This window comes from Streptomyces sp. NPDC001904 (assembly GCF_040297005.1).
In the GTDB taxonomy this organism is placed as follows: Bacteria; Actinomycetota; Actinomycetes; order Streptomycetales; family Streptomycetaceae; genus Streptomyces.
The window spans coordinates 45,386-68,875 of record NZ_JBEOYI010000020.1 but is presented as its reverse complement, the minus strand read 5'-3'; the positions used below and the strand labels follow the sequence as shown (position 1 = coordinate 68,875).

Annotated in this window: 26 protein-coding genes; 13 read left to right on the top strand and 13 right to left on the bottom strand. The window is 72.3% G+C overall.

Annotation, left to right across the window (positions count from 1 at the left end; all coding sequences use genetic code 11):
- The first annotated feature begins 135 nt into the window (after positions 1 to 135).
- Together ABT127_RS27730 and ABT127_RS27725 are read left to right on the top strand one after the other, a co-directional pair.
- Positions 136 to 1,158, top strand: a complete 1,023-nt coding sequence (locus ABT127_RS27730; RefSeq protein WP_351455489.1) for a zinc-binding dehydrogenase — start codon at positions 136 to 138, stop codon at positions 1,156 to 1,158.
- 28 nt (positions 1,159 to 1,186) lie between these two features.
- Positions 1,187 to 1,576, top strand: coding sequence for a MerR family transcriptional regulator (locus tag ABT127_RS27725; protein WP_351455486.1), 390 nt, complete (start codon positions 1,187 to 1,189; stop codon positions 1,574 to 1,576).
- A 54-nt stretch (positions 1,577 to 1,630) separates the two neighbouring features.
- Here ABT127_RS27725 and ABT127_RS27720 read toward each other — a convergent pair whose 3' ends face one another.
- Both ABT127_RS27720 and ABT127_RS27715 read right to left on the bottom strand, forming a co-directional pair.
- The gene (locus tag ABT127_RS27720; protein WP_351455483.1) at positions 1,631 to 2,086 is read right to left on the bottom strand and encodes a VOC family protein; all 456 of its coding nucleotides are present in this window, start codon (positions 2,084 to 2,086) and stop codon (positions 1,631 to 1,633) included.
- Positions 2,077 to 2,373, bottom strand: a complete 297-nt coding sequence (locus ABT127_RS27715) for a hypothetical protein (RefSeq protein WP_351455481.1) — start codon at positions 2,371 to 2,373, stop codon at positions 2,077 to 2,079. The genes ABT127_RS27720 and ABT127_RS27715 overlap by 10 nt, the downstream gene beginning before the upstream one ends.
- Between ABT127_RS27715 and ABT127_RS27710 the strand changes: the two genes are divergently transcribed.
- Complete coding sequence (locus tag ABT127_RS27710; protein ID WP_351455478.1) at positions 2,372 to 3,181, top strand: alpha/beta hydrolase; 810 nt, start codon at positions 2,372 to 2,374, stop codon at positions 3,179 to 3,181. The genes ABT127_RS27715 and ABT127_RS27710 overlap by 2 nt on opposite strands.
- Positions 3,178 to 4,008 carry an SDR family NAD(P)-dependent oxidoreductase gene (locus ABT127_RS27705; protein WP_351455476.1) on the top strand — a complete coding sequence of 277 codons (831 nt, stop codon included), beginning with the start codon at positions 3,178 to 3,180 and terminating at the stop codon, positions 4,006 to 4,008. Before ABT127_RS27710 ends, ABT127_RS27705 begins: the two co-directional genes overlap by 4 nt.
- A gap of 72 nt (positions 4,009 to 4,080) precedes the next feature.
- On the opposite strand, the gene ABT127_RS27700 is transcribed toward ABT127_RS27705, so the two are convergent.
- Positions 4,081 to 5,547, bottom strand: a complete 1,467-nt coding sequence (locus tag ABT127_RS27700; RefSeq protein WP_351455474.1) for an MFS transporter — start codon at positions 5,545 to 5,547, stop codon at positions 4,081 to 4,083.
- A 201-nt stretch (positions 5,548 to 5,748) separates the two neighbouring features.
- Here ABT127_RS27700 and ABT127_RS27695 point away from each other — a divergent pair, with 201 nt between their 5' ends.
- Positions 5,749 to 6,129 (top strand): hypothetical protein, encoded by a 381-nt coding sequence (locus tag ABT127_RS27695; protein ID WP_351455471.1) that lies wholly within the window; start codon positions 5,749 to 5,751, stop codon positions 6,127 to 6,129.
- A 111-nt stretch (positions 6,130 to 6,240) separates the two neighbouring features.
- Here the strand turns inward: ABT127_RS27695 and ABT127_RS27690 are convergent, their stop codons facing one another.
- From ABT127_RS27690 to ABT127_RS27680, 3 genes are all read right to left on the bottom strand, one after another.
- Entirely contained in the window at positions 6,241 to 6,975 is a 735-nt protein-coding gene (locus ABT127_RS27690) for a D-Ala-D-Ala carboxypeptidase family metallohydrolase (protein ID WP_351455468.1), read from the bottom strand.
- A 109-nt stretch (positions 6,976 to 7,084) separates the two neighbouring features.
- Positions 7,085 to 7,480 carry a putative quinol monooxygenase gene (locus tag ABT127_RS27685; RefSeq protein ID WP_351455465.1) on the bottom strand — a complete coding sequence of 132 codons (396 nt, stop codon included), beginning with the start codon at positions 7,478 to 7,480 and terminating at the stop codon, positions 7,085 to 7,087.
- A gap of 35 nt (positions 7,481 to 7,515) precedes the next feature.
- Complete coding sequence (locus tag ABT127_RS27680; protein WP_351455462.1) at positions 7,516 to 7,965, bottom strand: MarR family winged helix-turn-helix transcriptional regulator; 450 nt, start codon at positions 7,963 to 7,965, stop codon at positions 7,516 to 7,518.
- Between the two features lie 118 nt (positions 7,966 to 8,083).
- Between ABT127_RS27680 and ABT127_RS27675 the strand changes: the two genes are divergently transcribed.
- Together ABT127_RS27675 and ABT127_RS27670 are read left to right on the top strand one after the other, a co-directional pair.
- A complete protein-coding gene (locus ABT127_RS27675) occupies positions 8,084 to 8,929 on the top strand; it encodes an NAD(P)H-binding protein (RefSeq protein WP_351455459.1) in 846 nt (281 codons plus the stop codon).
- A 41-nt stretch (positions 8,930 to 8,970) separates the two neighbouring features.
- Positions 8,971 to 9,825, top strand: coding sequence for an alpha/beta fold hydrolase (locus tag ABT127_RS27670; protein WP_351455456.1), 855 nt, complete (start codon positions 8,971 to 8,973; stop codon positions 9,823 to 9,825).
- On the opposite strand, the gene ABT127_RS27665 is transcribed toward ABT127_RS27670, so the two are convergent.
- From ABT127_RS27665 to ABT127_RS27645, 5 genes are all read right to left on the bottom strand, one after another.
- Positions 9,802 to 10,443: a VanZ family protein gene (locus ABT127_RS27665; protein WP_502971797.1), complete on the bottom strand. Its 642-nt coding sequence runs from the start codon at positions 10,441 to 10,443 to the stop codon at positions 9,802 to 9,804. The genes ABT127_RS27670 and ABT127_RS27665 overlap by 24 nt on opposite strands.
- Positions 10,444 to 10,669: 226 nt before the next feature.
- Positions 10,670 to 11,944, bottom strand: coding sequence for an alpha/beta fold hydrolase (locus ABT127_RS27660; RefSeq protein ID WP_351455450.1), 1,275 nt, complete (start codon positions 11,942 to 11,944; stop codon positions 10,670 to 10,672).
- A gap of 52 nt (positions 11,945 to 11,996) precedes the next feature.
- Positions 11,997 to 13,064: a 2,5-dihydroxypyridine 5,6-dioxygenase NicX family protein gene (locus ABT127_RS27655; protein ID WP_351455448.1), complete on the bottom strand. Its 1,068-nt coding sequence runs from the start codon at positions 13,062 to 13,064 to the stop codon at positions 11,997 to 11,999.
- 66 nt (positions 13,065 to 13,130) lie between these two features.
- A complete protein-coding gene (locus ABT127_RS27650; RefSeq protein ID WP_351455446.1) occupies positions 13,131 to 14,804 on the bottom strand; it encodes an OPT/YSL family transporter in 1,674 nt (557 codons plus the stop codon).
- A gap of 134 nt (positions 14,805 to 14,938) precedes the next feature.
- Positions 14,939 to 15,778: an IclR family transcriptional regulator gene (locus tag ABT127_RS27645; RefSeq protein ID WP_351455443.1), complete on the bottom strand. Its 840-nt coding sequence runs from the start codon at positions 15,776 to 15,778 to the stop codon at positions 14,939 to 14,941.
- 157 nt (positions 15,779 to 15,935) lie between these two features.
- On the opposite strand from ABT127_RS27645, the gene ABT127_RS27640 reads away from it, so the two are divergent.
- The 4 genes from ABT127_RS27640 to ABT127_RS27625 all read left to right on the top strand — a co-directional run bounded on the left by ABT127_RS27640 (position 15,936) and on the right by ABT127_RS27625 (position 19,650).
- Positions 15,936 to 17,201: a bifunctional class I SAM-dependent methyltransferase/NUDIX hydrolase gene (locus ABT127_RS27640; RefSeq protein WP_502971796.1), complete on the top strand. Its 1,266-nt coding sequence runs from the start codon at positions 15,936 to 15,938 to the stop codon at positions 17,199 to 17,201.
- Between the two features lie 60 nt (positions 17,202 to 17,261).
- Positions 17,262 to 17,762 carry a GNAT family N-acetyltransferase gene (locus tag ABT127_RS27635; RefSeq protein WP_351455440.1) on the top strand — a complete coding sequence of 167 codons (501 nt, stop codon included), beginning with the start codon at positions 17,262 to 17,264 and terminating at the stop codon, positions 17,760 to 17,762.
- Positions 17,763 to 17,887: 125 nt separating this feature from the next.
- On the top strand, positions 17,888 to 18,451 hold the full coding sequence (locus tag ABT127_RS27630) for an RNA polymerase sigma factor (protein WP_351455437.1): 564 nt from the start codon (positions 17,888 to 17,890) through the stop codon (positions 18,449 to 18,451).
- Entirely contained in the window at positions 18,448 to 19,650 is a 1,203-nt protein-coding gene (locus ABT127_RS27625; protein WP_351455434.1) for a CU044_5270 family protein, read from the top strand. The genes ABT127_RS27630 and ABT127_RS27625 overlap by 4 nt, the downstream gene beginning before the upstream one ends.
- Positions 19,651 to 19,738: 88 nt before the next feature.
- Here the strand turns inward: ABT127_RS27625 and ABT127_RS27620 are convergent, their stop codons facing one another.
- A complete protein-coding gene (locus ABT127_RS27620; protein WP_351455431.1) occupies positions 19,739 to 19,948 on the bottom strand; it encodes a hypothetical protein in 210 nt (69 codons plus the stop codon).
- Between the two features lie 383 nt (positions 19,949 to 20,331).
- A complete protein-coding gene (gene bla / locus ABT127_RS27615; RefSeq protein ID WP_351455428.1) occupies positions 20,332 to 21,300 on the bottom strand; it encodes a class A beta-lactamase in 969 nt (322 codons plus the stop codon).
- 199 nt (positions 21,301 to 21,499) lie between these two features.
- On the opposite strand from bla, the gene ABT127_RS27610 reads away from it, so the two are divergent.
- Positions 21,500 to 22,444 (top strand): LysR family transcriptional regulator, encoded by a 945-nt coding sequence (locus ABT127_RS27610; RefSeq protein ID WP_351455425.1) that lies wholly within the window; start codon positions 21,500 to 21,502, stop codon positions 22,442 to 22,444.
- Positions 22,441 to 23,412 (top strand): serine hydrolase, encoded by a 972-nt coding sequence (locus ABT127_RS27605; RefSeq protein WP_351455419.1) that lies wholly within the window; start codon positions 22,441 to 22,443, stop codon positions 23,410 to 23,412. The genes ABT127_RS27610 and ABT127_RS27605 overlap by 4 nt, the downstream gene beginning before the upstream one ends.
- Positions 23,413 to 23,490: the final 78 nt, after the last annotated feature.

The window sequence follows — 23,490 nt, the reverse complement described above, 5'->3', positions numbered from 1 at the left end:
CGGGCCGTGCGCCGTATACGACAGATGCCGCCGGCCAGGGTCCCGTGGCCCGGGCCCCGGGGCTTGCCCCTCACCCGCACGTCAAGGGTTAGCGTCCGCGCAACGTGCACGCCCTGCGTACCCCGGAGGTCAGCCATGTCCACAGCGCCCGTCAGTCGCGAGATCCAGCTGGTCGACAATCCCCGCGGCCTGCCGGCTCCTGAGCACTTCCGGGTGGCCGAGGTTCCTCTGCCGCGTCCGGCCGACGGTCAAGTCCTCGTGCGCAACCGGCAGTTCCTCGTCTTCGCCGGGCTGCGGACTCTGGTCTCGCGGCAGGGCGAGGGGTTCCCGGTCCCGCCGCTGAAGCCGGGAGAGCCGTTGCTGGGCCCGGCGCTCGGTGAGGTGGTCGACACGGGGCGCGGGGTCACCGACGTGCCGGTCGGGGCGCTGGTCACGCACATGCTGGGCTGGCGGGAGTACGCGGTGGTCGACGCGGACGCGGTACGGGTGGTGCCGGCCGGGCATCCCGATCCGGTGGCGCTGCTGTCCACGGCGTCGGCCGCGTACGGGACGCTGACCCGTCTCGCCCGGTTGCGCAAGGGCGAGACGGTCCTGGTGACGGGCGCGGCGGGCGGAGTCGGCTCGCTGGCCGGGCAGGTGGCCCGGCTGCTCGGTGCCGGGAGGGTGGTGGGCACGACCCGCAGTCCGGGCAAGGCCGAACGGCTGCGACGGGAACTCGGGTACGACGCCGTCGTGGTCCCCGGACCGGAGCCGCTGGCCGACAGGCTCGCCGAGGCGGCGCCGGACGGCTACGACGTGATCGTCGACAACGTCGGAGGCGACCAGCTCACCGCGGCGCTCGAGGTGACGCGGACCGGCGCCCGGGTGGGCCTGGTCGGGGCACTGTCGGGGCAGTTCGACCCCGCGCTGGCCGGGGGCACATCGCCCGCGGCCATCGACACGTACCTGCTCATCAGGCGGTCGGTGGCGCTGCTCGGCTATCAGGGGGGCGACCATCCCGGCGTGGAGGAGGAGTGGCACGAGAAGCTCGCGGAGTGGCTGCGCGCGGGAGACATCGTCCATCCGTACGTGGCGCTGCCGGGCATGGAGCGGGCGCCGGGAGCGTTGCAGGAACTGCACCAGGGACGTCACTTCGGGACCCTGGTGGTGCAGGTCTGACCCGAGCGGGCCACGAGGGAGATGCCGCATGCGTATCGGAGACGCCGCCGCTGCCGCGGGCACGACCCCGCGCGCACTGCGCTTCTACGAGGAGCGCGGTCTGCTCCCGCCCCCGCACCGCACGACGACCGGTCAACGGGTCTACGCCGAGCGGGACCTGGCCCGGGTGCGCGCCATCCGGCGCCTGCTCTCCCTCGGCCTGACCGTGGAGGACGTGCGCGCCTGCGCCGACCGCATCGACCTGCTCCTCGCCGACCCCGTCCGGCGATGCGTCGCGCCTGGCCCCGGCGAGGCGCCGGGCGTCGTGCAACTGCGGATCGACGCGCTCGACGCGGAGATCACCCGGCTCACCGCGCTGCGCGACAGCCTCGCGCGGCAGATCGCGGCACCCGAGCACGCCGGGCCCTCGGGCGGCTGAGCGCACGCGGCGCCGTCCCCACCGGCTTCAGACGACCCGGACGACGAAGACGACTCAGACGACGTCGAATTCATTGCCTTCCGGGTCCTGCAGAGCGACGGCATAGAAGCCCGTGTCCGGCTCATCCCTGACGCGCAGCACTGTGGCCCCGGCTTCGACCAGACGGTCCACCGTGACCTTGACCCGCCGTGCGCGCACGTCCAGCGGGACGTCACGGCCCCCGCCGACCTTGAGGTCGAGATGCCACCGGTTCTTGGCGGCCTTGGGCTCCGGAACCTGCTGGAACCACACCCTCGGTCCGCGCCCCTCGGGGTCGACGATCGACTCCGGGACATCTCCGGCACCGGTCGGCAGCTCCTCCTCGGGCACCCCCACCGACACCCAGTACGCACGCCACGTGGGGTGCCCGTCCGGCGGGGGCTCGGGCACGTAGCCCAGAGCCTCGGCCCAGAAGGCCACCATTCGCTGCGGATCGGAGCAGTCGATCGTCAGCTGCACTGTCATCTCCATGTGCGGAGCATCCCAGGCAGGACCGACAACCGGACCACGGCCGGGAACCAGCCGAGCGGAATCCCCGCGTCCGCGCGCTTGGAGCGCCGATACTTCATGCCGGGACACCAGGCGTCGTCGAACGTACTGGTGCGATGTGCCACCTGCGCCGCCCGATCCGCCCGCGCCATCCGATCCGCCCGGCCCATTAGATCCGCCTGGTCCACCCGATCCATCTGGTCCATCTGATCCGTCTGATCCATCCGATCTGTCTGATCCGTCTGGTCGTAGAAAAGAGGATCGATCATGACCGTTCCCCTCCCCGTGGTCTTCATCCACGGACTCTGGCTGCACAGCACGTCCTGGCAGCCCTGGATCGACCTGTTCCGCAGCGAGGGTTACGAGCCGTCCGCGCCCGGCTGGCCCGGCGACCCGGACACCGTCGAGGAAGCGCGCCGGCACCCGGAGACCATCGCCGACCACGGCATCGACGACGTCGTCGAGCACTACGCGCAGCTGATCGAGGCCCTGCCTGCGCGGCCCGTCCTGATCGGGCACTCGTTCGGCGGCATGATCGCGCAGAAGTTGCTCGGCCAGGACCGGGCCGCCGCGGCGGTCGCGATCGACGCCGCGCAGATCAAGGGGGTTCTGCCGGTGCCGCTGTCGGCGCTGAAGGTGACGTTCCCGGTCTTCAAGAACCCCGCCAACAGGCGTCGTTCCGTCTCGCTGACCGAAGAGCAGTTCCGCTTCGCCTTCGGCAACGCGATCGCGGAGGAGGAGTCGCGGGCGCTGTACGAGCGGTGGACCATTCCCGCGCCGGGCAAGCCCTTGTACGAGGCCGCCTCCGCCAACTTCAACCCCCACTCTGCGGCGAAGGTCGCCACGGAGAACAGCGGCCGCGGCCCACTGTTGCTCATCTCCGGCGGCAAGGACCACACGGTGCCCGAGGCCGTCACCCGGGCCACCCTCAAGCAGTACCGGCACTCCGACGCCGTCACCGACATCCTCAACTTCCCCGACCGCGGGCACTCCCTGACGATCGACAGCGGCTGGCGCGAGGTCGCGACCACCGTCCTGGACTGGCTGCGCAAGCACAGCCCGGAGGGCGGTCGATGAGCGACCGTCCCTCCCCGGCCACGGGAGCGGCCGGCGCCCCGGGGCCCCTGACCGGACGGACCACCGTCGTCACCGGCGCCGGACGCGGCATCGGGCTGGCCGTCGTCGACGCCTTCCTGTCCGCCGGCTCCCGTGTCGTCGCGGGGACGAGAGAACGCACCGAGGCCCTGGACCGGCTCGTGAAGCAGGGAGCCGAACTCACCGTCGTGGAGGTGGATCTCGCCCTGCCCGACGCCCCGGCGGCACTGATCGCCGAGGCCGTCGCGGTGCACGGCGGTGTCGATGTCCTGGTGAACAACGTCGGGGCGGTGCGTCCCCGCCCCGAGGGGTTCCTGAGCGTGACGGACGACGAGTGGGAGTGGACGTTCACGATCAACTTCATGGCCGCGGTCCGGGCCACCCGGGCCGCCCTGCCCCATCTTCTGGCCACCGGCGACGGGCGCATCGTCACCGTCTCGTCGGTCAACGCCCGGCTGCCCGACCCGCTGGTCATCGACTACTGCGCCGCCAAGGCGGCGCTGACCAACTTCTGCAAGGCCCTGTCCAAGGAGTTCGGGCCGCGCGGGGTGCGGGTGAACACCGTCGGGCCCGGTCCGGTGGAGACGGCGCTGTGGCAGGGTGCGGGGGGTGTGGCGGACGCCGTCGGCCGGTCCCGGGGCGTCGGCCCCGCCGAGGTGGCCCGGGGAGCGGCGGCCCAAGCGGTGACCGGCCGTTTCAGCCGCCCGTCGGAGGTCGCCGATCTCGTCCTCCACCTCGCCGGTCCCTCCTCGGCGAACATCACCGGGGCCGACTTCGTCATCGACGGCGGCCTCGTGGACTCCCTCTGACGATCCGCCGCACTGTCATGCCGTCACGACGTACCGCGCGTGGCGGCATGGCGGCTGCTGTCGGCAGTTCGCTCACGCGAGGCGCTTGGGCACCCGATCCCCTTCCAGCGGCGGCGCCGTGACGCCCCCGTGGGTGCGGCACTCGGGACGCGCGCAGCCAGGTGCGGGGCGGCGTACGAGCGTGAAGGCCAGTGCCGAACCGACGACCAGCACCACCGCGCAGATCGGCATCGCCCGCCGGAACGCCGAACCGAAGGCGTCCGCCGAACGGTACGCATCCGCGCTCATCCCGGTCAGCAGCGGCAGCGCGGCCACGGCGACCAGGCCGGCCACGCGTGCCGCCGCGTTGTTGATACCGCTGGCCAGCCCCGCCCGGGAGGCGTCGACGGATCCGAGCACCGTGGACGTCAGCGGCGCGACCAGGACGACCATGCCCGCGCCCATGACCAGTACGGCGGGCAGCACGTCCGTGAGGTAGTCCGCGTCCTGTCCCACCCGGAGCATCAGCAGCATCGCCGCCGCGCACAGCAACGGCCCCACGGTCAGCGGGACGCGCGGGCCGATCCGGTCGGCCAGCGCGCCGGAACGCGCCGAGAACAGCAGCATGAGCGCCGTCGTCGGCAGCAGCGCGCTCCCGGCCGCCAGCGGCGAGAAGCCCGCCACCACCTGCAACTGCAGCGCGGCGAGGAAGAAGAAGCCGCCGAACGCGGCGTACACGCACAGCGTCACCAGGTTCACCGCCGTGAACTGTCGTGAGGCGAAGATGTCCGGCGGCAGCATCGGATCGGCGCGCCGGTGCTCCACGGCGACGAAGGCGATGCCCGCCAGCACCCCGGCCACCGCGCAGAGCACCACCACCCAGGATCCGCCGCGGGCCTCGATGAGCGCGTAGGTGATCAGGGCGAGGGCGACGGCTCCGAGGACCGCTCCGAGCACGTCGAAGCGTTCGTGGCGCCGCCCGTCGGACGACTCGGGCACGTGGCGCAGGGCGACCGGGACGCACAGCAGGGCCAGCGGGATATTCAGGAAGAAGACCCAGCGCCAGCCCGGACCGCCGACCAGATAGCCGCCCAGGAACGGGCCGATGGCGGAGCCGATGCCGCCGAACCCCGACCACACGCCGACCGCTCGGCTGCGGTCGTCCGGGTGGAACGACGCCTGGATCAGCGCGAGCGAGCCCGGCCCCAGCAGCGCTCCGCCGACCCCTTGCAGGGCGCGCGCGGCGATCAGCACCTCGGCGTTCGGCGCGAGCCCGCACATCAGCGATGCCGACGCGAACCACACCACCCCGATCACGAAGACGCGCCGCCGGCCGTAGGAGTCGCCGAGGGATCCGCCGAGCAGGATCAGCCCGGCCAGGGTCAGCATGTACGCGTTGACCGTCCACTGCAGGCCCGCGAGTTCGGCTCCCAGGTCCTCGCCGATGCGGGGCAGCGCCACGTTGACGACGGTGGAGTCCAGCATGGCCATGCTGGAACCGAGCACCGTGGTGAGCAGGATCCATTTGCCCTGGGGCGAGGCCAGCCGGACATTCGACATGCCCCAGGTATACAGCGCCCGGCCGTCGGCACGACGGAGCGATGGGCGCGAGACCGTGCGCGGCGAAGTCGACACGCCTCTGTTCCGCATGTCCACTCAGCGTGAGAGGCGCTTTGTCATATATTGCGCTGGTCTGATCCTCCGGTTCGGTCCACTGTCGAAAGGCTCTCCGTGCATCCTGTCTCCCGACGCATCGCGTCCGTGGGTACCGGTCTCCTGATCTGCGCCGCGCCGCTGGCCGCCGCGCCGGCCGTCGCCAACGCCTCCGCCCCTCGGGCCGTCGTGGCTTCGGCACCGCAGCAGGCGCCGAAGCCGACGCTGTCGGCCAAGGCGACCGTGAAGTCCGCCAAGGCATGGCAGGAGTTCCGTGTGTACGGTTCCTCCACGCGCCTCGCGTCGGGCACCCGCGTCACCCTGCAGCAGTTGCAGAAGAAGAGGTGGGTCAGTCTCCCGATCCACATGAACACCACCCGCAGCCACGCCTACAACCTGCGCGTGAAGCTCGGCATCAAGGGCCTCAACAAGATCCGGATCGTCGGCGGCGGGGCCGTCTCCAACACCGTCCAGGTCACCATCCGCTAGGCCGAGCGGCACTCTCCGAGCCGCCCCCGTCACGTCCGGATTCCCGGGCCGTGACAGGGGCGGCTCGTCCGCGACGGCGCCGGCCGCACGGCGACGCCGGCAGTCGTGCCGTCAGATGCCGCAGGAGGACGCGGACCAGTACCGCGAGCCCTGGCTGCCGAGGTGGGCGTGCGTGCTGTGACCGGGGTAGCCCGGGCCGAGGATCTCGTTGAAGCCGTGGTTGCGGGCCTGCTTGACGATCTCGCAGTACGAGGGTGACCCGACGAGGTCGATGCCGCGGCCGTAGAGGTGGTTGCTGTTGGCCGCGCCGCCGACCGCGTTGTTGCAGGCATGGGAGCGGAAGCCGCTGCTGGTGGTCAGTGCGCGGTCGCCCAGGGCGTGCCGCAGGGCCTCCAGCTTCCACATCTGTTGCAGCGCGTTCGCCTTCGCGGCGGCCGCCGAGACCGCGCCGCCGGACCAGTCCGCGTTGCAGCGGTTCATCTCGGCGTAGGTGAAGTGCGCCGGGGTGCAGTCGCCGTCCTGGAGGGCGTAGAGCTTGCTGAAGGTCTGCGCTCCGGCGATACCGTCCGCCGACAGGCCGTAGGCCTGCTGGAAGCGGGTGACGGCGGCCTTGGTGCCCGGGCCGAACTCCCCGTCGATGGCGAGGACGGCGCCGTATCCGGGGTACCCGGCGACCCGGATCTGCAACTGCCGCACGTCCTCACCGCTGGCGCCCTGACTGAGGGTCCGGTTCCACGAGTAGCAGTCGTCGGCGTGCGCGGTGCCCGTTGTGGCCGCCGCACCGAGCATCGAAAGCGACGCGAGCATGACAAGCGTGAGGAGCGTACGAAGATGGCGTCTTAACACGGTGCCTCCCGAGGTGAATGCCACGGAGAATCAAGGGGCCTCGACCCTGCCCGGCACCACTACGCGCGTCAATAGGGCCCCGTCCCGGGCGACTCGGGCACCTCGCCTCTCACATGGGCGCTTTCGGCAGCTTCCCCATGTGCTGGTGCATGAACAAGACCTGCGGGGCGCCCGCCAAGTGCCGCGCGCGTTCGCCCACCATGCGCCGCACGTGCGGCTGGTCCTCGTGGAAGAGGAAGGCCCGTTCATCGGTGTACAGCTCGTAGAAGACGCGCACCAGGGGCTGCCCCTCGGGCGTGTGGACGGTGTACACGAGCGTGTCCGGTTCGTCGGCGATGCCTTCGAGCGCCGCGGCGACGAGCGCGTCGAAAGCCGCCGCCGACTCCGCGGAACGCAGTTCGAAGACGACGTTCAACGCATACGGCATCGGCCCTGGCCGCTCGGGAAGGGCGCTGAGGTCGCGGCTCAATTGCAGCGCCTCGCGCCGGGTGATCTCGGGGTCCATCTCCCCCTCATGCCCCCATGTTCCGCGCCTAGCCGTCAAGCCGTGTCGGCGTCCGTCAGGTTCTCGGCCGCGCTGCGTCCCGCCTCGGCGGTGCGGCGCAGGAAGTCGGCGAGCAGCTCGAGTTCGGCGCCGTCGTAGTCGGCGCAGATCCGCTCCACGGAGGAGTTCATCTCGGCGAAGTGGCCGAGCAGTTCGGCGTTGCGTTCACGCAGGGCGTGGATCGAGGTGGAGCGCCGGTCCGACGGGTCGCGCTCGCGCGCGATCCAGCCGCCGCGTTCGAGCCGGTCGAGGATTCCGGTGGTGGTCGCGGCATGGAGCCCGGCGCGCTGAGCCAGGGCCGTAGGGCTGAGCGGGCCGTGCGCGTTGATCAGGTCGAGGCAGTCCATGTCCATGCCCTTGAGGCCCAATCGCGTACCCACCTTGCGCCTGAGCAGCACCAGTTCGGCGCTCAACTCGCGCAGCCCCTGGCCCACTTCGACCGTCACCTGCCTGCGGCGCCGCGCCCCACCAGCATTTTCTACGGATCCCATAATGTACGCCTCCCGAATTACTATGCTACGGTTCTCGTACATTACGGCATCCCAAGTACGGCTCGATGGGGGCATGAGCATGTTCGTACTGGTCGGAGCAACCGGAACCATCGGGCGGCAGGCCATGGACCTGCTGCTCCAGAGCGGCGCAGAGGTCGCCGCAGTGACCCGTGATCGGCTGGCGCGGCTGCCCGACGCCGCACGGCCGGTTCTGGGAGACCCGTCCAGGCCGGGCACGCTGGCCGGCTGGCCGCAGCAGGCCGAGGGGATCCTCCTCAGTCCACGCGCCGTCGGCTCCGCCACCGACGAGTTGCTCGCTCTGGGTGCGGCGCGCGGAGCGCGACGTGTCGTGGTGCTCTCGTCGGCCACGGTGGAGCACCCGGCCGGGCATGAGCGCTTCAGGGCGGAGTTCCGGGCCGTCGAGGATGCCGTCCGCCGCTCGGGCCTGGAGTGGACGTTCCTGCGGTGCGCCGACTTCGCCGCGAACACCCTGGCCTGGGCGCCGCAGATCCGGACGACAGGTGTGGTGCGCGGCGCCCATCCGCGAGCCGCCACCTCGCCGGTCCACGAGCGCGACGTCGCCGAGACGGCGGCGCGGGCCCTGACGGAGGGCGGACACTCCGGTCGCGCCTACGTCCTCACCGGCCCGGACTCCCTCGACCAGCAGGACAAGGTGCGGCTCATCGCCGAGGCCGTGGGCCGGAAGCTGGAGTTCGAGGAGGTCGCGCCCGAGCGGGTGCGGCACGCCATGCTCGCTCAGGGGCTGCCCGAGGACGTTCCGGACCGGCTCCTCGGCTCGCTGGCCGACTACGCGGTCCAGGCGGGCCCCACCACGGACACCGTGGCGAGGATCCTGGAGCGCCCCGCGCGCAGCTTCGCCGCATGGGCCTCGGAGAACGCCTCCGCCTTCACGGCATAGTTCCGCACCGTCCTCTCCACCGGCCGTCCCGAGGAGACCTCATGCCGGAGATCGAGCTGTCCACCGGAACCATCACCTATCGCGACACCGGCGGCCACGGCCCCGTGCTGGTACTCCTGCACGGATTCCTGATGGACGCCTCGCTCTGGGACGCGGTGCAGGCCGACCTGGCGGCCGATCACCGCTGCATCGTGCCCACGCTGCCCCTCGGCGCCCACGAGCACCCGATGCGCCCGGACGCGGATCTGTCGCTGCCGGGAGTCGCGCACCTCGTCGCCGAACTCCTCGACCGGCTCGACCTTCAGGACGTCACCTTGGTCGGCAACGACACCGGCGGGGCGCTCGTCCAACTGCTCATGGCCGACGACGCCGTTCGCGTCGGGCGGGCGGTTCTCGTCTCCTGCGACGCGTTCGACAATTTTCCCCCGGGGCTCACCGGGAAGACCCTCGTCCTCGCCGGAAAGCTGCCCCCTCGCCTGTTCGGCCTGTTCATGCGGCAGATGAGACTGCGCCCGATGCGGCGGCTTCCGCTCGCGTTCGGTTGGCTGACCCGGCGGGGCGACGCGATCACCGCCGCCTGGATCGAGCCGGTCACCAGTCGGCCGGGGATCGCCGAGGACACGGTACGCATGCTGCGCGCCGCCGCGGCGGACACCGCCGTCCTGCAACGCGCGGCCGAACGGCTGCCTCGGTTCCCGCGACCCGCTCTCGTGGTCTGGGCGGCCGAGGACCGGGTGATGCCGCCCGAGCACGGCGGCCGCCTGGCCCGGCTCCTCCCCCAGGCGGCCCTGCGCGTCGTCCAGGACAGCTACACGCTCATCCCCTTGGATCAGCCGAAGCAACTCGCGATTCTTCTCAGGGACTTCGTTTCGTCAGGGGCGCTTGGCCCGCAGTGACGCGGGCAGCGCCCAGCGGGCACGCTTGGACGCGCCGGCCTCGTCCGTGCCGGACGCGGGGCGCTTCTCGGTGTCGGACGCCGTGGCGGCCGTGGACCGGGTGCGCCACCATCCTGTGCGCCGCTCCTCGACCGTCGCCGCTGTCGCGGTCGTCGCGGGCGCGGGACGCGCGTGCCACCAGCGCACGCGGCGGGGGTGCAGCGCCCGGCCGAGCCTGCGGCCCAGGACGAGGTATCCGAGGAAAGCGCCCGCCGAGTTAAGGATCACGTCGTCGATGTCGAAGGCCCTGCCGGTGACCAGCAGCCCCTGCGCGGTCTCGACGGTGAGCATCACGAGTGCCGTCATCAGCACGACGCGGATCAGGCCCCTGGTGCGCGGGAAGAGCACCGGCAGCAGGAAGCCGAACGGCACTCCCAGCACGATGTTTCCGCCCACCTGTTTCACGGTGTCCCGCCAGTCGGGCTGATCGAAGTACAGCCGGATGGAGTTTCCCGGGTGCAGATTGGTGTGGGTCAGCGACACGGACGCCGGCGACGGCACCAGCGTCGCCCTGGCCAACGCCACGGCGAAGGCCACCATGCAGACGAATCCCAGCGCCATGACAAAGGCGCGCGCCAACTTCCAACCCCATGTGTGCCGTCGTAGCCGCGGCTCGCGTTCCATGGACACCCAGATGCCCCCGAGTTCGCTCTCTACGCACCGGATTTGGGGCTCCGGGAGGGGCGGGCGAGCCGGGCGTCACTCGTCGGGTCCCACGGGTGCGACGGGCCCTGTCGACCAGCCTCCGGGACAGATCCGGTCCGGCACAGGCGTGGTCGATCAGCAGCGGCCACCGGGACAGCCCTCAGTCCGACGTCAGCAGACGGTCGAGGACGCCCGCGTCGGCCTTCACTCCGTCGTGGAGGTGGGTCTCCGAGACCCAGGGACGCAGGTTGCGGATCAGGGACGCCGTCGTCAGGGACTGGTCGTGGTCGACGAACATGTCCTGGCGGTACACCGCCGCGGCCGTCGGGACCTCGTTGGCCGACAGGCGGTCCAGGTCGTAGAGGGCGGGCCAGTCCGTGTGCTGGGCGAGGCTGTCGGCCGTCGCCTTCAGCGGGACGAGCGCCGGGTCCTCGTCGAACATCCAGGGGTACATCATCTCGCCGGTGAAGTGCAGCGGACCGGCGCCGGCCGCGTCGAACTCCGGGAACTCGTCCCGGATCCGGTGCGCCGACCAGGCCGTCGCCCGGCCGCCCTGGGCGTAGATCGCCTCGTGCAGAACCGCGTACAGGGGGCGCGGCGCCAGGGAGACCACCGCGTCGACACCGCGCAGGAACGGGTCGGAGAGCGCGGGCCCGTGCGGGCCCGGCACGAACGCGCACTCCAGGAGGTAGTGGAGGGTGTCGAAGCCCGACGCGGTGCCGAAGGTGATGCCCAGTGTCTGGAAGCGGCGGACCGAGAGGCGCTCGCCGGACGGCATGCGGACGTCGTGGTCGGCCAGGTGCGCGGCGACCCGCTCGGCCCGCGCCCGATCGGCCGGATAGCGGTCGAAGTAGCGGGTGTTGGCCGCCGCGGTGCGTCGGTACGCGGCGCGGTACACGTCGTCGGCATGGGAGGTGAGGGTGGGCAGGCCGCCCGTGATCAGGGCTCGGGAGAGACCTTCCGGAGCGATGCCGAGGTAGGTGAGTGTGGTGAAGCCGCCGAAGCTCTGGCCGAGGACCGTCCAGGGGCGGTCGCCCTGGAGCCTGCGGCGCAGGAGTTCGGCGTCACGGACGATCGAGTCGGCCCGGAAGCGGGTGAGGTAGGCCGCCGCGTCGGGACGGGCGGCGAGCGTGGTGCGGTCGGCCGGAGTGGAGCGGCCGGTACCGCGCTGATCGAGGAGGACGACGCGGAAGTCCTTCAGGGCGCGGCGCAGCCAGGCGCCCGCCGCGTTGGGGCGTTCCGCACGCCCGCCGGGACCGCCCTGGAGCCAGAGCAGCCGCGGCAGGTCGCGGCCCTCCATGCCCTCGGCGACGACTTCGCGGGCGAAGACGGAGATGCTCGGCCCGTCGGGGCGGGCGTGGTCGAGCGGTACGTCGAGGGTGTGGTCGGTGCAGACGAGGCCGCTGTGGCGGTACGTGATCTGGTCGTCGGTCAAGTCCGGCTCCTGGGCGGTGGGGTGGGTCGTTGCGGGCGGGCGCGCGGCGGGGTCAGTAGCCGGCGACGCCCAGCTCACGGCAGATGCGGACCAGGTCGGGGTGCACGTACACGCCGTCCTTCTCTATGCACTCGCCGTCGAGGTGGATCGACGGGCCGAGGATCGAGCCGTCGGTGTGCGCGGCGGACACCCACGGCTCGCCGCCGATCCAGGCTCCCTTGGTGCCGATGCCCAGCTCGACGCAGCCGAAGACGCGCTCGTCCTCGACGATGCGGCCGGTGGGCGCGGGCACGCCCGGGTTGAAGCCGAGCGACCAGTGGGCGACGCGGTACATGTTCGGGTCGTCCCACGACTCCATCCAGCGGCGGAAGATCTCCGCGTCCTGGCCCTCGCCGTCGATCTTGGTGACGACGCCCTTCTCCACCGTGCAGCGGACCGGGGTGCGCAGCAGGCCGAGCTGGTCCGGCGGCCACAGGGCGCCGTCGAAGACGAGGACGCCGTCCTGGGTCTCCTCCAGGGGGTTCCAGGAGATCTGGCCGGAGAGCATCACGGTCTCGCCGGGCTTCTCGGCGGGCTTGCCCCGCAGGTTGATGGGGCGGTCGCCGTTGCGGCCGGTGATGTCGGTGCCGTTCGCGGAGGTGATGCGCACCTCGTCGGCCTGCTCCAGGAGGTGGACCAGCGCCTTGCCGAGCCTGATGACGCCGTCGAAGTCGGGGCGGCCGACGGTCGCGACGAGCATGTGGACGTCCATGGCGGTCAGGTTGGTGTAGCGGCAGCCGTTGGCCATGGCGCGGCGGAACGCGTCGGAGTGCATCACGTACGAGACGGCGAACTCGATCCACACGTCGGCGTCGGCGATGGCGCCGGCGACGGGCCGTGGCGGCTCCATCGACGAGCTGGGCATCGTCTCGGACCAGACGACGACGGGGTGCGCCCCGGCGGCGGCGACGGCCTGCGCGGTGGCGTCGACGACCCGGCGGTCGCTGCTGGTGTCGCCGGTGAGGACGACGTGCTCGCCGGGCTTGACCAGCATCACCTGCTCGACGAGCTTGCGGGCGGCGAGGGCGAGTTCGAAGCTCAGGTACTCGGACCGCGGTTCGAGCCGGCTGAACATCTCCATGGGAATCTGTCTCCTTGGGGTGGTGCGTGTGGGAGAAGGTGGTTCGGGGGTGGGCGGGATCCGCTGTCAGCTCGCCTTGACGATCTGGGCGCTGTCGCCCAGGGAGCTGCCCGCGATGAGGCCGGCGCCGACCAGGTTCAGCTCCTCGTCGGCGCGCGGGCCGCGCCACTTGCGGTAGCCGACGCGCACGGCGAGCGCGGCGAGGACCATCCAGCAGGCGTTCGGCGTGAGGATCAGCAGACCGGTGGCGAGCATGACGCCCATCTGCCGCTTGGTGCCGCCGATCAGCTGGATCAGGGCGCCGGGGACGGCCCAGATCAGCAGGGTGCGCAGGACGCCGGGTTCGCCCAGGCCGTTCTTGACGGTGTCGGCGTAGACCTTGGCGACGGGCGGGATGAGGCCCTGCTTGAAGTACGACTGCCAGAGCACGGCGACGACGGCGAGCGCGGCGGCGAAGCCGATGAGGGCGGCGCGGAACTGCTCGCGGCGGCCCTCACGCTCGTACGGGTCCCAGGGCCGGTGGTCACGGCGGAGCAGCCACCCGGCCTTGAGGTCGTAGCCCATGTCGGCGAAGGCGGGGCCGGTGGCGGACACGTAGCCGACGAGGAGTGCCAGGGGCACCGAGGGGATGCCGATGAGCAGGCCCAGGACCAGGAAGATCAGGGTGACGGCGAAGGAGGGGAACCAGCCGGACTGCATCGCGGCGAGGCCGACGATCAGCTCGTGCACGAGGGCGGCGAACGCGGCGAACAGCACCCAGCCGATGAGGCCCAGCGGGCTCATGTCGCCGATCAGGCCGCCGAGGACGGCGAGCAGGACGGCGCCGGCGACGAAGAGGGCGTAGCCGCGTACGAGGGAGCGGCGCAGTGCCTTCTCGTCGACCGTGTACGCGGTCGTCTCGTCCCGCTCTGCCGGGGCGGGACCGGCGTGGGACTGCTCCTGCCGGGCCGGGCGTCGGCGGACCAGCATGAAGACGGCCTGGCCGAGGGCGACGACGCCCGCGCCGACCATCACGCCGTGCGGGACGTACCCGCTGCCGAGGTCGGTGTGGAAGAGGTCGGGGCTGAACTCGCGCAGGCCGAGGCCCACGCCGAACATCAGCAGCGCCCAGACGTTGCCGAGGAAGGCGACGCCGGCTGCGGACAGCGGCAGGCTGAAGAGGGTGCCGCCGAGGCCGACGAGGGTGCCGGCGCCGAGCACGAGGGCCCGCTTGCCGCCCTTGTCGCCCGCCTTGATGGTCTCCGCGGCGGCCTGCCCGGGGGGCCAGGCCGCGTCGGCGGGCAGCAGCCGGGAGCCGAAGGAGCGGTAGAGCACCCAGGTGTCGATGAGCAGGCCCACGAAGGACCCGGCGAGCATCGGCCACACCAGGTCCTTCCGCCCGAAGACGTACGGGACCGCGATCGAGGTGAGCAGGGCGTTGGCGGAGGCGAAGGTGGCGGCGGAGATGGCGCTCTGGGCGAGGTTCTGCCGGTGGACCGAGCGCATCGAGCGCAGCCCGGCGAGCGGGATGCGGCCGATGAGCATGGCGATCAGGGCGCCGACGACCGAGGTGTTGGCGGAGATGCCCAGCTTGGCGACGAGGTCCGCGCCGATGACGGCTCCCACGACGGAGAGCACGGCGAGGACGATGAACACGACGGGTTCGGTGACCCTCGGGTGACCGGCGCCGGAGGAGGTGACGCCGGGGCCGGAGTCGGCGGGCGGCGGCGCGGTGGCCGACGGCGAGGTGTGGTGCGACACGGGGACACCCCTTGCTGGGTGGGCCCGCCCCGGGACGGGGTGGGACTTTTCGGGCAGGCAGCGGCACGCCGCGTACTCCGGTGCGGGTCACGTCGTACGGGCGGGTGGTCCGGCGGCGGTGCCGCCGGACCGGGTCAGGATCCGAAGGCGGCCGTGGCCTCCTCGGCTCCGGCCAGGACGAGTTCGGTGATGCGGTCGGCGGCGCGGGTGACGCGGTGCGCGGGGCCGATGACGGTGAGCGAGGCGGCGACGGTGCCCGCCTGGAACACCGGGGCGGCCACGGCGGCGACGGCCTCGTCGTACTCGCCGTGGCTGACGCTGTACCCCTGGGCACGTACGTCGGCGTAGCGGGCCAGGAGGGCGTCGAGGCCGGTGACGGTGTGGTCGTTGAAGCGCTGTAGCGGGGTGGCTCCGAACAGGCGCCGGAGCTCCGCCTCGGGGTAGTGGGCGAAGATGGCGTGGCCGGAGGCGCCGGCGTGGCCGGGCATCACGGCGCCGACGATCGCGGTGTAGCGGACCGGGCCGGTACCGTCGACGGCGGCGGCGCACCGGTATCCGGCGCCCTGCGGCACGTTCAGCACGACGCTCTCGCCGGTCTCGCGCAGGAGGCCCGCGAGGATCGGCCGGACCAGTGACGGCAGCACGCCGCTGTGCTCCCCGGCGCGGGCCAGCCGGGAGACGGCGGGGCCGAGCCGATAGCGGCGGGTGGTGGTGTCGCAGGTCAGGAACGAGCGGGAGGCGAGCGTGGTGAGGATGCGCTGGGCGACCGCCTTGTCCCAGCCGTGCCGTCGCGCCATCTCGCTGACGCCCCACTCGGGGCGCCGCTCGGTGAACGACAGCAGGGCGAGCAGGGCGCGGTCGGCTCCCTGAAGGACGCCGGGCTGTGCCGGGGCGAGTGCGTCGGCCCCTTCGGGCCGGTCCGCCTGGTGGGCGGTTTCCTCGGCGGTCGTACCGTCCGCGTACGCCTCTGGCATCGCCTCGCTCCTCTCTTCGCTTCGCGTGGTGCGCTGAGCGCAACGCCGTTGCGCTCAGCGGCGAGAACTATGAGTTCAGTGGGGGGTGGGTGTCAAGGGTTTTCTTCGGCACGTCAGGGCGCCCGTGTCACGGCCTCTGGCCTCGATGTTTGACCGGATGCCCCGCTCGCCAGAACTGGAGGGTGAGCGCTTCGTCGAAGGGATCGAGTTGCACACTCCGCACCCCGACAACGCGGCGGCCTGGACCGCGTACGGCCGGTTCCAGCTCGACCGCGGTTACATGCCTCCCACACCGACGCGACTGCGCTGGGGCTTCTGGGACGGCGTCGGCCCGGGCGACGACGTCCTCGGCCCGCTCGCCGGCCGGCGTGTGCTGGACATCGGATCCGGCGCGGGCCACTACGCCGTGCACCTGGCCACGGCGCACGGCGCGCTCGTCGACGCGATCGACCTGTCACCCACCCAACACCGGCGTGCGAAGGGCCGCTTCGGCGATGTGCCGGGCGTCCGTTTCCTGCACGGCGACGTGATCGAGCACCTGCGGCAGGCTGTGCCGTACGACGCGGCGTACGGCATCTGCACACTGGCCGGCATCGACCCGCACGCCGTGCTGCCCGCGCTGCGCGACGGGCTGCGGCCCGGCGCCCCGCTGGTCTTCTCGGTCCTGCACACCAACTTCCGCGGCCAGAGCCCGTCCTCCGACGTGGCACCCCGCCGGGAGACGGTCGGGCTCAAGGGCCTGGCGCCGCTGCCGGTGCAGACGTGGGTGCTGACCGGCGCTGCCTGGGAGAGCCTGCTGAACGACTACGGCTTCGTCGTGGAGCGGACCGAACTGCTCCGCGCTCCGGAACCGGACAACCCCGTCGTCGTGCAGCTGCTCCAGGCCCGCCGCCGCCCCGATCCCACGGTCCGGATCTCCTGTCGGCCCCGCACTCGCGGTGCTCCGGTGGCGCACGCGGCGATCGGCGTCGGCGCGATCCTCCTCGGGGAGCACGGGCTGCTGCTGGGCCGCCATCACCGCGGCACGATCGAACTGCCCGGCGGTACCGTCGAACCGGGTGAATCCCTCGAGGAGACGGTCGTACGCGAACTCGCCGAGGAGACGGGGCTGCGCGCCCGGACCGAGGACGTCACCCTGCTGGGCACGCTCGTCGACCGTGTCGAGGACGTCGTACGCGTCACGGTCGGCGCGATCGTCTCGCACTGGCGGGGTGAGCCCGCCAGCCAGCCGGACGAGAAGGTCGGCGACTGGGGGTGGTGGCCCCTGGAGCGGCTCCCGGACGGGCTGTTCGACTGCAGCGCGCAGATCCTCACCGCCTGGCGCCCCGAATTGCCCATCGACGCCCCTCACGCCCACTTCACCCCGTACGCGCACCGCGCACGGCCGCCGGAGGACGGCGGGACCACCGCTTCCCCGTCCTGACCGCGCACCTCCCGCGGTCCACTTGTCCTCGCCCTCCCACGGAGGAGAAGCGGAAAAGACATGCCCCTGCCCACAGTCCGGCCCGCCGTTCCCGCCGACGCGGGCGAGATCACCCGCCTGCGGTCCACACTCCTGCTGTCACAGCCTCTCGACGAGGACTGGCTCGCCCGCTGCACCGACGACCTGGCCGGGCGTCTGCTCCCGAACGGTGACGCACGCGCCTTTGTCATCGAGGCGCCCGGGGGCGGCCTCGCCTCCTGCGCCCTCGCCCTGGTCCACCCCGTGCTGCCCGCGCCGAAGTACCCCGCGGGCAGGGCGGCACGGATCCAGGTCGTGGCGACGTCCCCGGCGTTCCGCCACCGCGGATACGCCACGGAGGTGCTCCGCGCGCTCCTCGCCGCCCTGGAACACGACGGCGTCACGCTCTTCGAGCTCTACGCACACGACGGGTCGGCGCCGCTGTACGAGCACCTCGGATTCACCCGTGATCCCGCGCTGATGCGCAGGACCCGGTTCCCGGCGCAGGCTCCTCGCACGGATCGACCGGCCGGCCCGTCCTGACACGGTGCCCGGGTGCTCCTCTCGGGCTCAGAGGCGGGCTCTCCCGAGGAATTTCACCGTGCCCTGTAAGAAGTGGGTCGTTGCGCGCATTGCTTGGCGTAGACACCGACACGAAGGGACGGCGCGTGACACAGGCCCAACACTTTCGGGAGATGTACGAGGAGTGCTACCCGCGCGTCCTCGCCTATGCCACCAGTCTGGTGGGCCGACAGGTGGGCGAGGACATCACCAGCGAGACCTTCACGATCGCCTGGCGGCGGGTGCGGGACATCCCGCGTCCCGCACTGCCCTGGCTGCTGGGCGTGGCGCGCAATCTGGTGCGCGAACTGCGCCGCCGCGACAGCCACCAGTACGCGCTGGCCGCCGAGGAGGCCCGGCGGATCGGGCAGGGCGGCGGGGCCGACACCGGTGATGTCGCGGCGGACGTGAGCGACCGGGAGGCGGCGCTGCAGGCCCTGGCGAGCCTCTCCGACGCCGACCGGGAACTGCTGACGCTGCTCGCCTGGCACGGCCTGACCGCGAAGCAGACCGCACGGGTCATGGGCTGCGCCACGGCGACCCTCACCGTCCGGCTGCACCGGGCCAGGCGCCGCCTGGAGAAGGCGCTGCAGACGGCATCCGTGCCCTCGCCGCCGGCACCGGACGCGCGTGCCGCCCACCTCGACGACCACAAAGGAGCACTGACGTGAAGACGAGCGCCGACACCTCCGGGCGTCCCGACGCCCTGCGGGCCCTCGCCGCCGCCCGGCCCGACGCACTGGACCCGGCCCGGCTGTCCGGCTCGGCCCGCCAGCGCGAGGACCTGGCCCGCATCCTCTCCGAGGTCACGGACCGCGACTCCGCACCGGCGCCGCGCGGCCGCCCGGCGTTGCTCAAGCCGCTCGGCGCGGTCGCCGCACTCACGGCCGTCGCCGCGACCGCGGTGATCGTGACCGGCGTCGACGAGCGGCCGGCCCCGGCCGGGCGGCCCGAAGCCGTCCCGCGCTCCTCCGCGACCGCCGTGACCGACGCCCGTCTCGTGCTGCTCAGCGCGGCCACGAAGGCGGCGGCGGCGCCGTCCGAGGGCACGTACTGGCGGACCGAGTCGCGGTCGGAGGTCGTGGACGTGGTCGGGAAGGCAGGGCACCTGTTCGCCGTACGCGACGTGTCGTCGTCCCAGTGGTCGGTGGGCGTGCGCAAGGGAACGGAGAGTCTGCTGGTCTCCGGCCTCGATTCCACGGTCGAGCCCCGTACGGCGGCGGACAAGCGGCGCTGGCGGGACGCGGGATCGCCCGGCACGGTCGAGGCCACCGTCTCCTCGTCGGACGACGGCCCCAAGCGGGCCTACACCCTGGGAACCGGGCACCCGACGGTCGACCGGACCGCCCTCGGGGACAGGATCTACGCCCTCGGCCCGCGCAACGTCACCTACAAGGAACTGCGTCGGCTGCCCACCGGGACCGCGGAACTGCGCCGGCTGCTGGAGCGGCTGTCCACGCAGGACGGCGTCACGGGGCAGGGCGCCCAGCGCTCGGCGTGGCTGCTGCGCGTCACGGCCGACCTCGTCACCATGCCGGTGGAGCCGGGTGTCCGGGCCGCCGCGTACCGGGTGATGGCGGACCTGCCGGGCGTGCGGTTGAGCGACGACGTCAGCGATCCGCTGGGGCGCAAGGGAGTCGGCGTGACGTTCCCCGGAACGGATCGGACTCCGCTGGGCCGGGTGCGGGAACGGCTCGTCGTCGACCCGTCCACCGGTGAGCTGCTCGCCGACGAGACCCTGCTCGCCGAACCGTCGGCCAGGGCCCGGGAGGCAGGGCTGAAGGCGGGTACGGCGGTCAACTACTCCGCGACCACCGAGGCGGCCTGGTCCGAGGACCAGATCACGGTCCCGGGGAACGCACGCCACTGATTCATCGGCGGAGACCCCTGGGCGTGCGCCCGGCCGCGGAGGGCAGCCGAGGAACGTGCCCCGGAGCCCGGCCCCCGCCCAGGGCACGTCACTTCAGCGCACGGACGACGCCGACGGCGATGGTGCCGGTGGCCACGCCGAGCATGACCAGGCGTGCGAGGCCCTCAAGGTCGCGCGGCTCGTCGTGGTCGAGGGGGCACGCGCACAGACCGTCGGCGCAGTGCGGTGCGTCCAGCCAGTACGCGTCCGTGAGGCGCGCGTAGTCCCGGTGAGAGAAACGGTTCGGCTCGTCGTCCATGCTCAGTCCAACCTGCCCGGGCGGATCACGGCACGGGGACGAGGCGAAAAGCCCGTCGGTTCATGCGTCCGTGGATCCGCAGCCCACATGACGAACGCGGCGGCCCGGCCCACCACGGTCGGGCCGCCGCGTGGCGCCGGTCCGGCCCCGAGGGGATGCGAACGCCGGACCGGCGCCGAGCTCGCGGCCGGCTGTGCACCACCCGCCGTCCCTGACGGTGAACCGCGCGCTCTCACCGGATCAACCGGTACGACCTCCGAGGGGTTCTCGGATGCACTCCTTACGGCTGAACGCGCACTTCCCGCGTTGACACTCGTCGGATTGTCACGCCCTCTCGTCGGCGCGTCGGGAGCAGCGCCCCGCGGTGTCAGCGATCCGAGCTGTCAGCGATCCGTGCCGAGGGCGGTGACCGCGGCCTTCGCCGCGTCGGCCAGGAGCTTGTCGTCGGCCGTGCCGTCCTTCGCGCCCTCCCGGTAGGTCAGGATCGCCATCACCAGCGGCTTGCGGCCGGGCGGCCAGATGACGGCGATGTCGTCGCGCGCGCCGAAGTAGAAACCGGTGCCGGTCTTGTCCCCGACGATCCAGCCCTTCGGCACACCGGCACGGATGGTCGTGTCCCCCGTGGTGTTGTTCCGCAGCCAGGTCGTCAACTGGCGCCGCTCGGCCGTGGGCAAAGTGTCGCCGAGGACGAGGCCGCGCAGGTCGTCCGCCATCTGACGGGGTGTCGAGGTGTCGCGCCGCTCCCCCGGGGTCCACTGGCTCAGGAAGGGTTCGACGCGGTCGGTGCGGGTGACCGAGTCGTCGAGTTCCTTCGTGAGGAATGTGCCGAGGCGGCCGGGACCGCCCAGGTCCTTGAAGAGGACGTTGGCGGCGGTGTTGTCGCTGTAACGGACGGCGGCGTCGCACAGCGCGCGCAGGGTCATGCCGGTGTCCACGTGCTTCTCACTGATGGGTGAGTTGGCGATGACGTCCGCGCGGTCGTAGTGCAGTACGCGGTCCATGCCGTCGCTGCCGTTCTTCTTCAGGACGGCAGCGGCCAGGAAGGACTTGACGGTCGAGTTGTAGGAGAATCGCCGCTTGTCGTTCCAGGTGACCTCACGGCCGCTGCCGGTGTCGATCGCGTAGAGACCGAGGTGCGCCCGGTAGGTCCGCTCCAGGCGGGCGAACGCGTCCTGCGCCGAGGCGTTCCCGGACCGGTCGGCGGCGGCCGTGGTCGTGGCCGCTCCCCCGGCTCCGGCGCGGCCCTCCTGTCCGCAGCCCGTCGTGGAGAGGACGGCCAGAGCGGCACAGGCGGCCAGCACGGCACGGCCGGCACCGGCGGGTCGGCGACGGCTCGGTCGGTGGTGCTGCATCGGTCGAGTCCCTTCGACGGGTCCCCGCGCCGCGGACCGCGGACGATCCCGGGCGCAGGGGGTACGGACGGCCGGGCTCCCCCAACGGGCCCCGGCCGGGGCATCGGTGACGCCCTGTCGCACACCCTTGTCGGTCACCCCGTACGACGGCCAATACATTCGCCCCGGTTTCCATGCCGAATCCGCATAGAGTGACCGGGTGGATCTGCTCGGAGCATGTCGCGCCTTCGTCAGCGTCAGTGACCACAACGGGTTCACCGACGGCGCGGCGGCCGCCGGTGTCTCCCAGCCGGTCGCCAGTCGCCGGGTCGCCGCGCTCGAAGAGCTGCTGGGGGCGCGGCTGTTCGAACGGACGGTGCGACGGGCCGTCCTCACCTCCTTCGGCCGCGAGATGCTGCCGCACGCCCGTCGGCTCGTCGAGGACGCGGACGGCCTGCTGGACGAGGCGGCGGCCGCGCACCGCAGACCCTGGCGGCTCGCTGTGCCGGACATCTGCACGACGAGCGGTCTCGCCCGGTTGATCGCCGCTGCCCGCGGGCTCGGGATCGCCCTGGAACCCCGCACCGAACCACCGGCCCGGCGCGCCGAGCTCCTGCTCGCGGGCCGGGTCCAGGCAGCGCTGCTCGCGGTGCCCGCGGCCGAGGCCGTGTGGCCGGTGGCGCTCGGCCTGGCAGCAGCCGAGGATCCGGGCGAGGGATACCTGCACGTCGAGACGCTGCGGCTGGGGCGTACCGAGCGCGGTCCGGCCCGCCGGGTCTGGCTGCAGCCGGAGGACGACGTCCCGCACGTACGGGATCCGCTGGCCCGGCTGCGCGACGCGGTCGGGCTGCGGCCCGCGCAGCTGGCGATGGCGAAGGACCTGACCTCGGCCGCGGCCGAGGTGCACGCGGCGCCCGACCTGCTGCTGTGCTCGGCCGCCCAGGCCCGCGCGCTGGGTCTGCACTGGCGGCCGATGGGAGAGTTCACACCACTGCGCGGATACGTGCTGCGGACGGCGGCGCACGGCTCCCCTCCGCCCGCGCTCACCCGGCTCGGCGTCCGGATCGGCCGGTGCCTCGGCGCCGACGACGACGGCGCGGAGGATCCCTCCCGGGACGCGACCACCCCCACAACCGACACGGCCAACGAAGGAGTCGGCGCATGACCACCGAAGCCCTCCTGCGCAGGGTGCGCGAGGATCTGACCGACGGCGGGCTCCGCGCCAGTCTCCTCGTCCGCGATCTCGGGACGGGCGAGGAGATCGGCATCGATCCGGACGTGCCGCTGCCGTCCGCCTCCCTGGTGAAGCTGCCGCTCTCGCTGGCCACGGCGGACCGGATCCGGCGCGGGGAGCTGGACGGCGCGCACGCGGTCGAGGTCGCGCCGGGGCGGATCGACACGGCCGGTCCGACCGGGCTGAGCCGCTTCCGGCACCCGGCCCGCGTCGCCCTCGACGATCTCCTCTACCTCAGTACGTGCCTGAGCGACGGCAGGGCGGCGGACGCCCTGTTCGACCTCACGCCGCCGGACGCGGTCACCGCGCAGCTGCGTGCCTGGGACCTGACCGGGATCACCGTGCGGCACCGCACCGAGGAGCTGACCGAAACGCCGCAGGAGCATCTGGGACCCGGCCAGGCGCATCTCGCGCACGCGCTGGCGATCGGGGCGAGCACCGCGGGACGGGGCCATCGGGTCCCGCAGCTCGACACCAGCCGGGCCAACACCGGTACCGCCCGCGCCTGGGCCGACCTGCTGCAGGCAATGTGGCTGCCGTCGGCGGTGCCGGGTTCCACGGCCGCCCGGGTGCGGGAGCTGATGCGCCACAATCTGATCCGGCACCGCCTCGCCCCGGACTTCAGTTCGGACGCGACCGTCTGGTCCTCGAAGACCGGCACGCTGCTCAACCTCCGGCACGAGGCCGGGGTCGTCGAGCACACGGACGGGCAGCGCTTCGCCGTGGTGGTCCTCACCGAGTCCCTGGTCCCCGCCGGTGTCCAGCCCGGCGCGGAGGCGCTGATGGGGCAGGCCGCCCGGGCCCTGCGCGATCACCTGCGACGTCGCGTCCGCGTCACCGCGAACGGCCTTCCGGAGCGGCCCGCGACCACCCCAAAGGAAGACCGATCGACCCCATAACCCATACTTATGGGGTCATAGAAGGGACCCGCCTATCAACTAAGGCTTGCCTTACTTTAAGATTCTCTTCGAGCACCA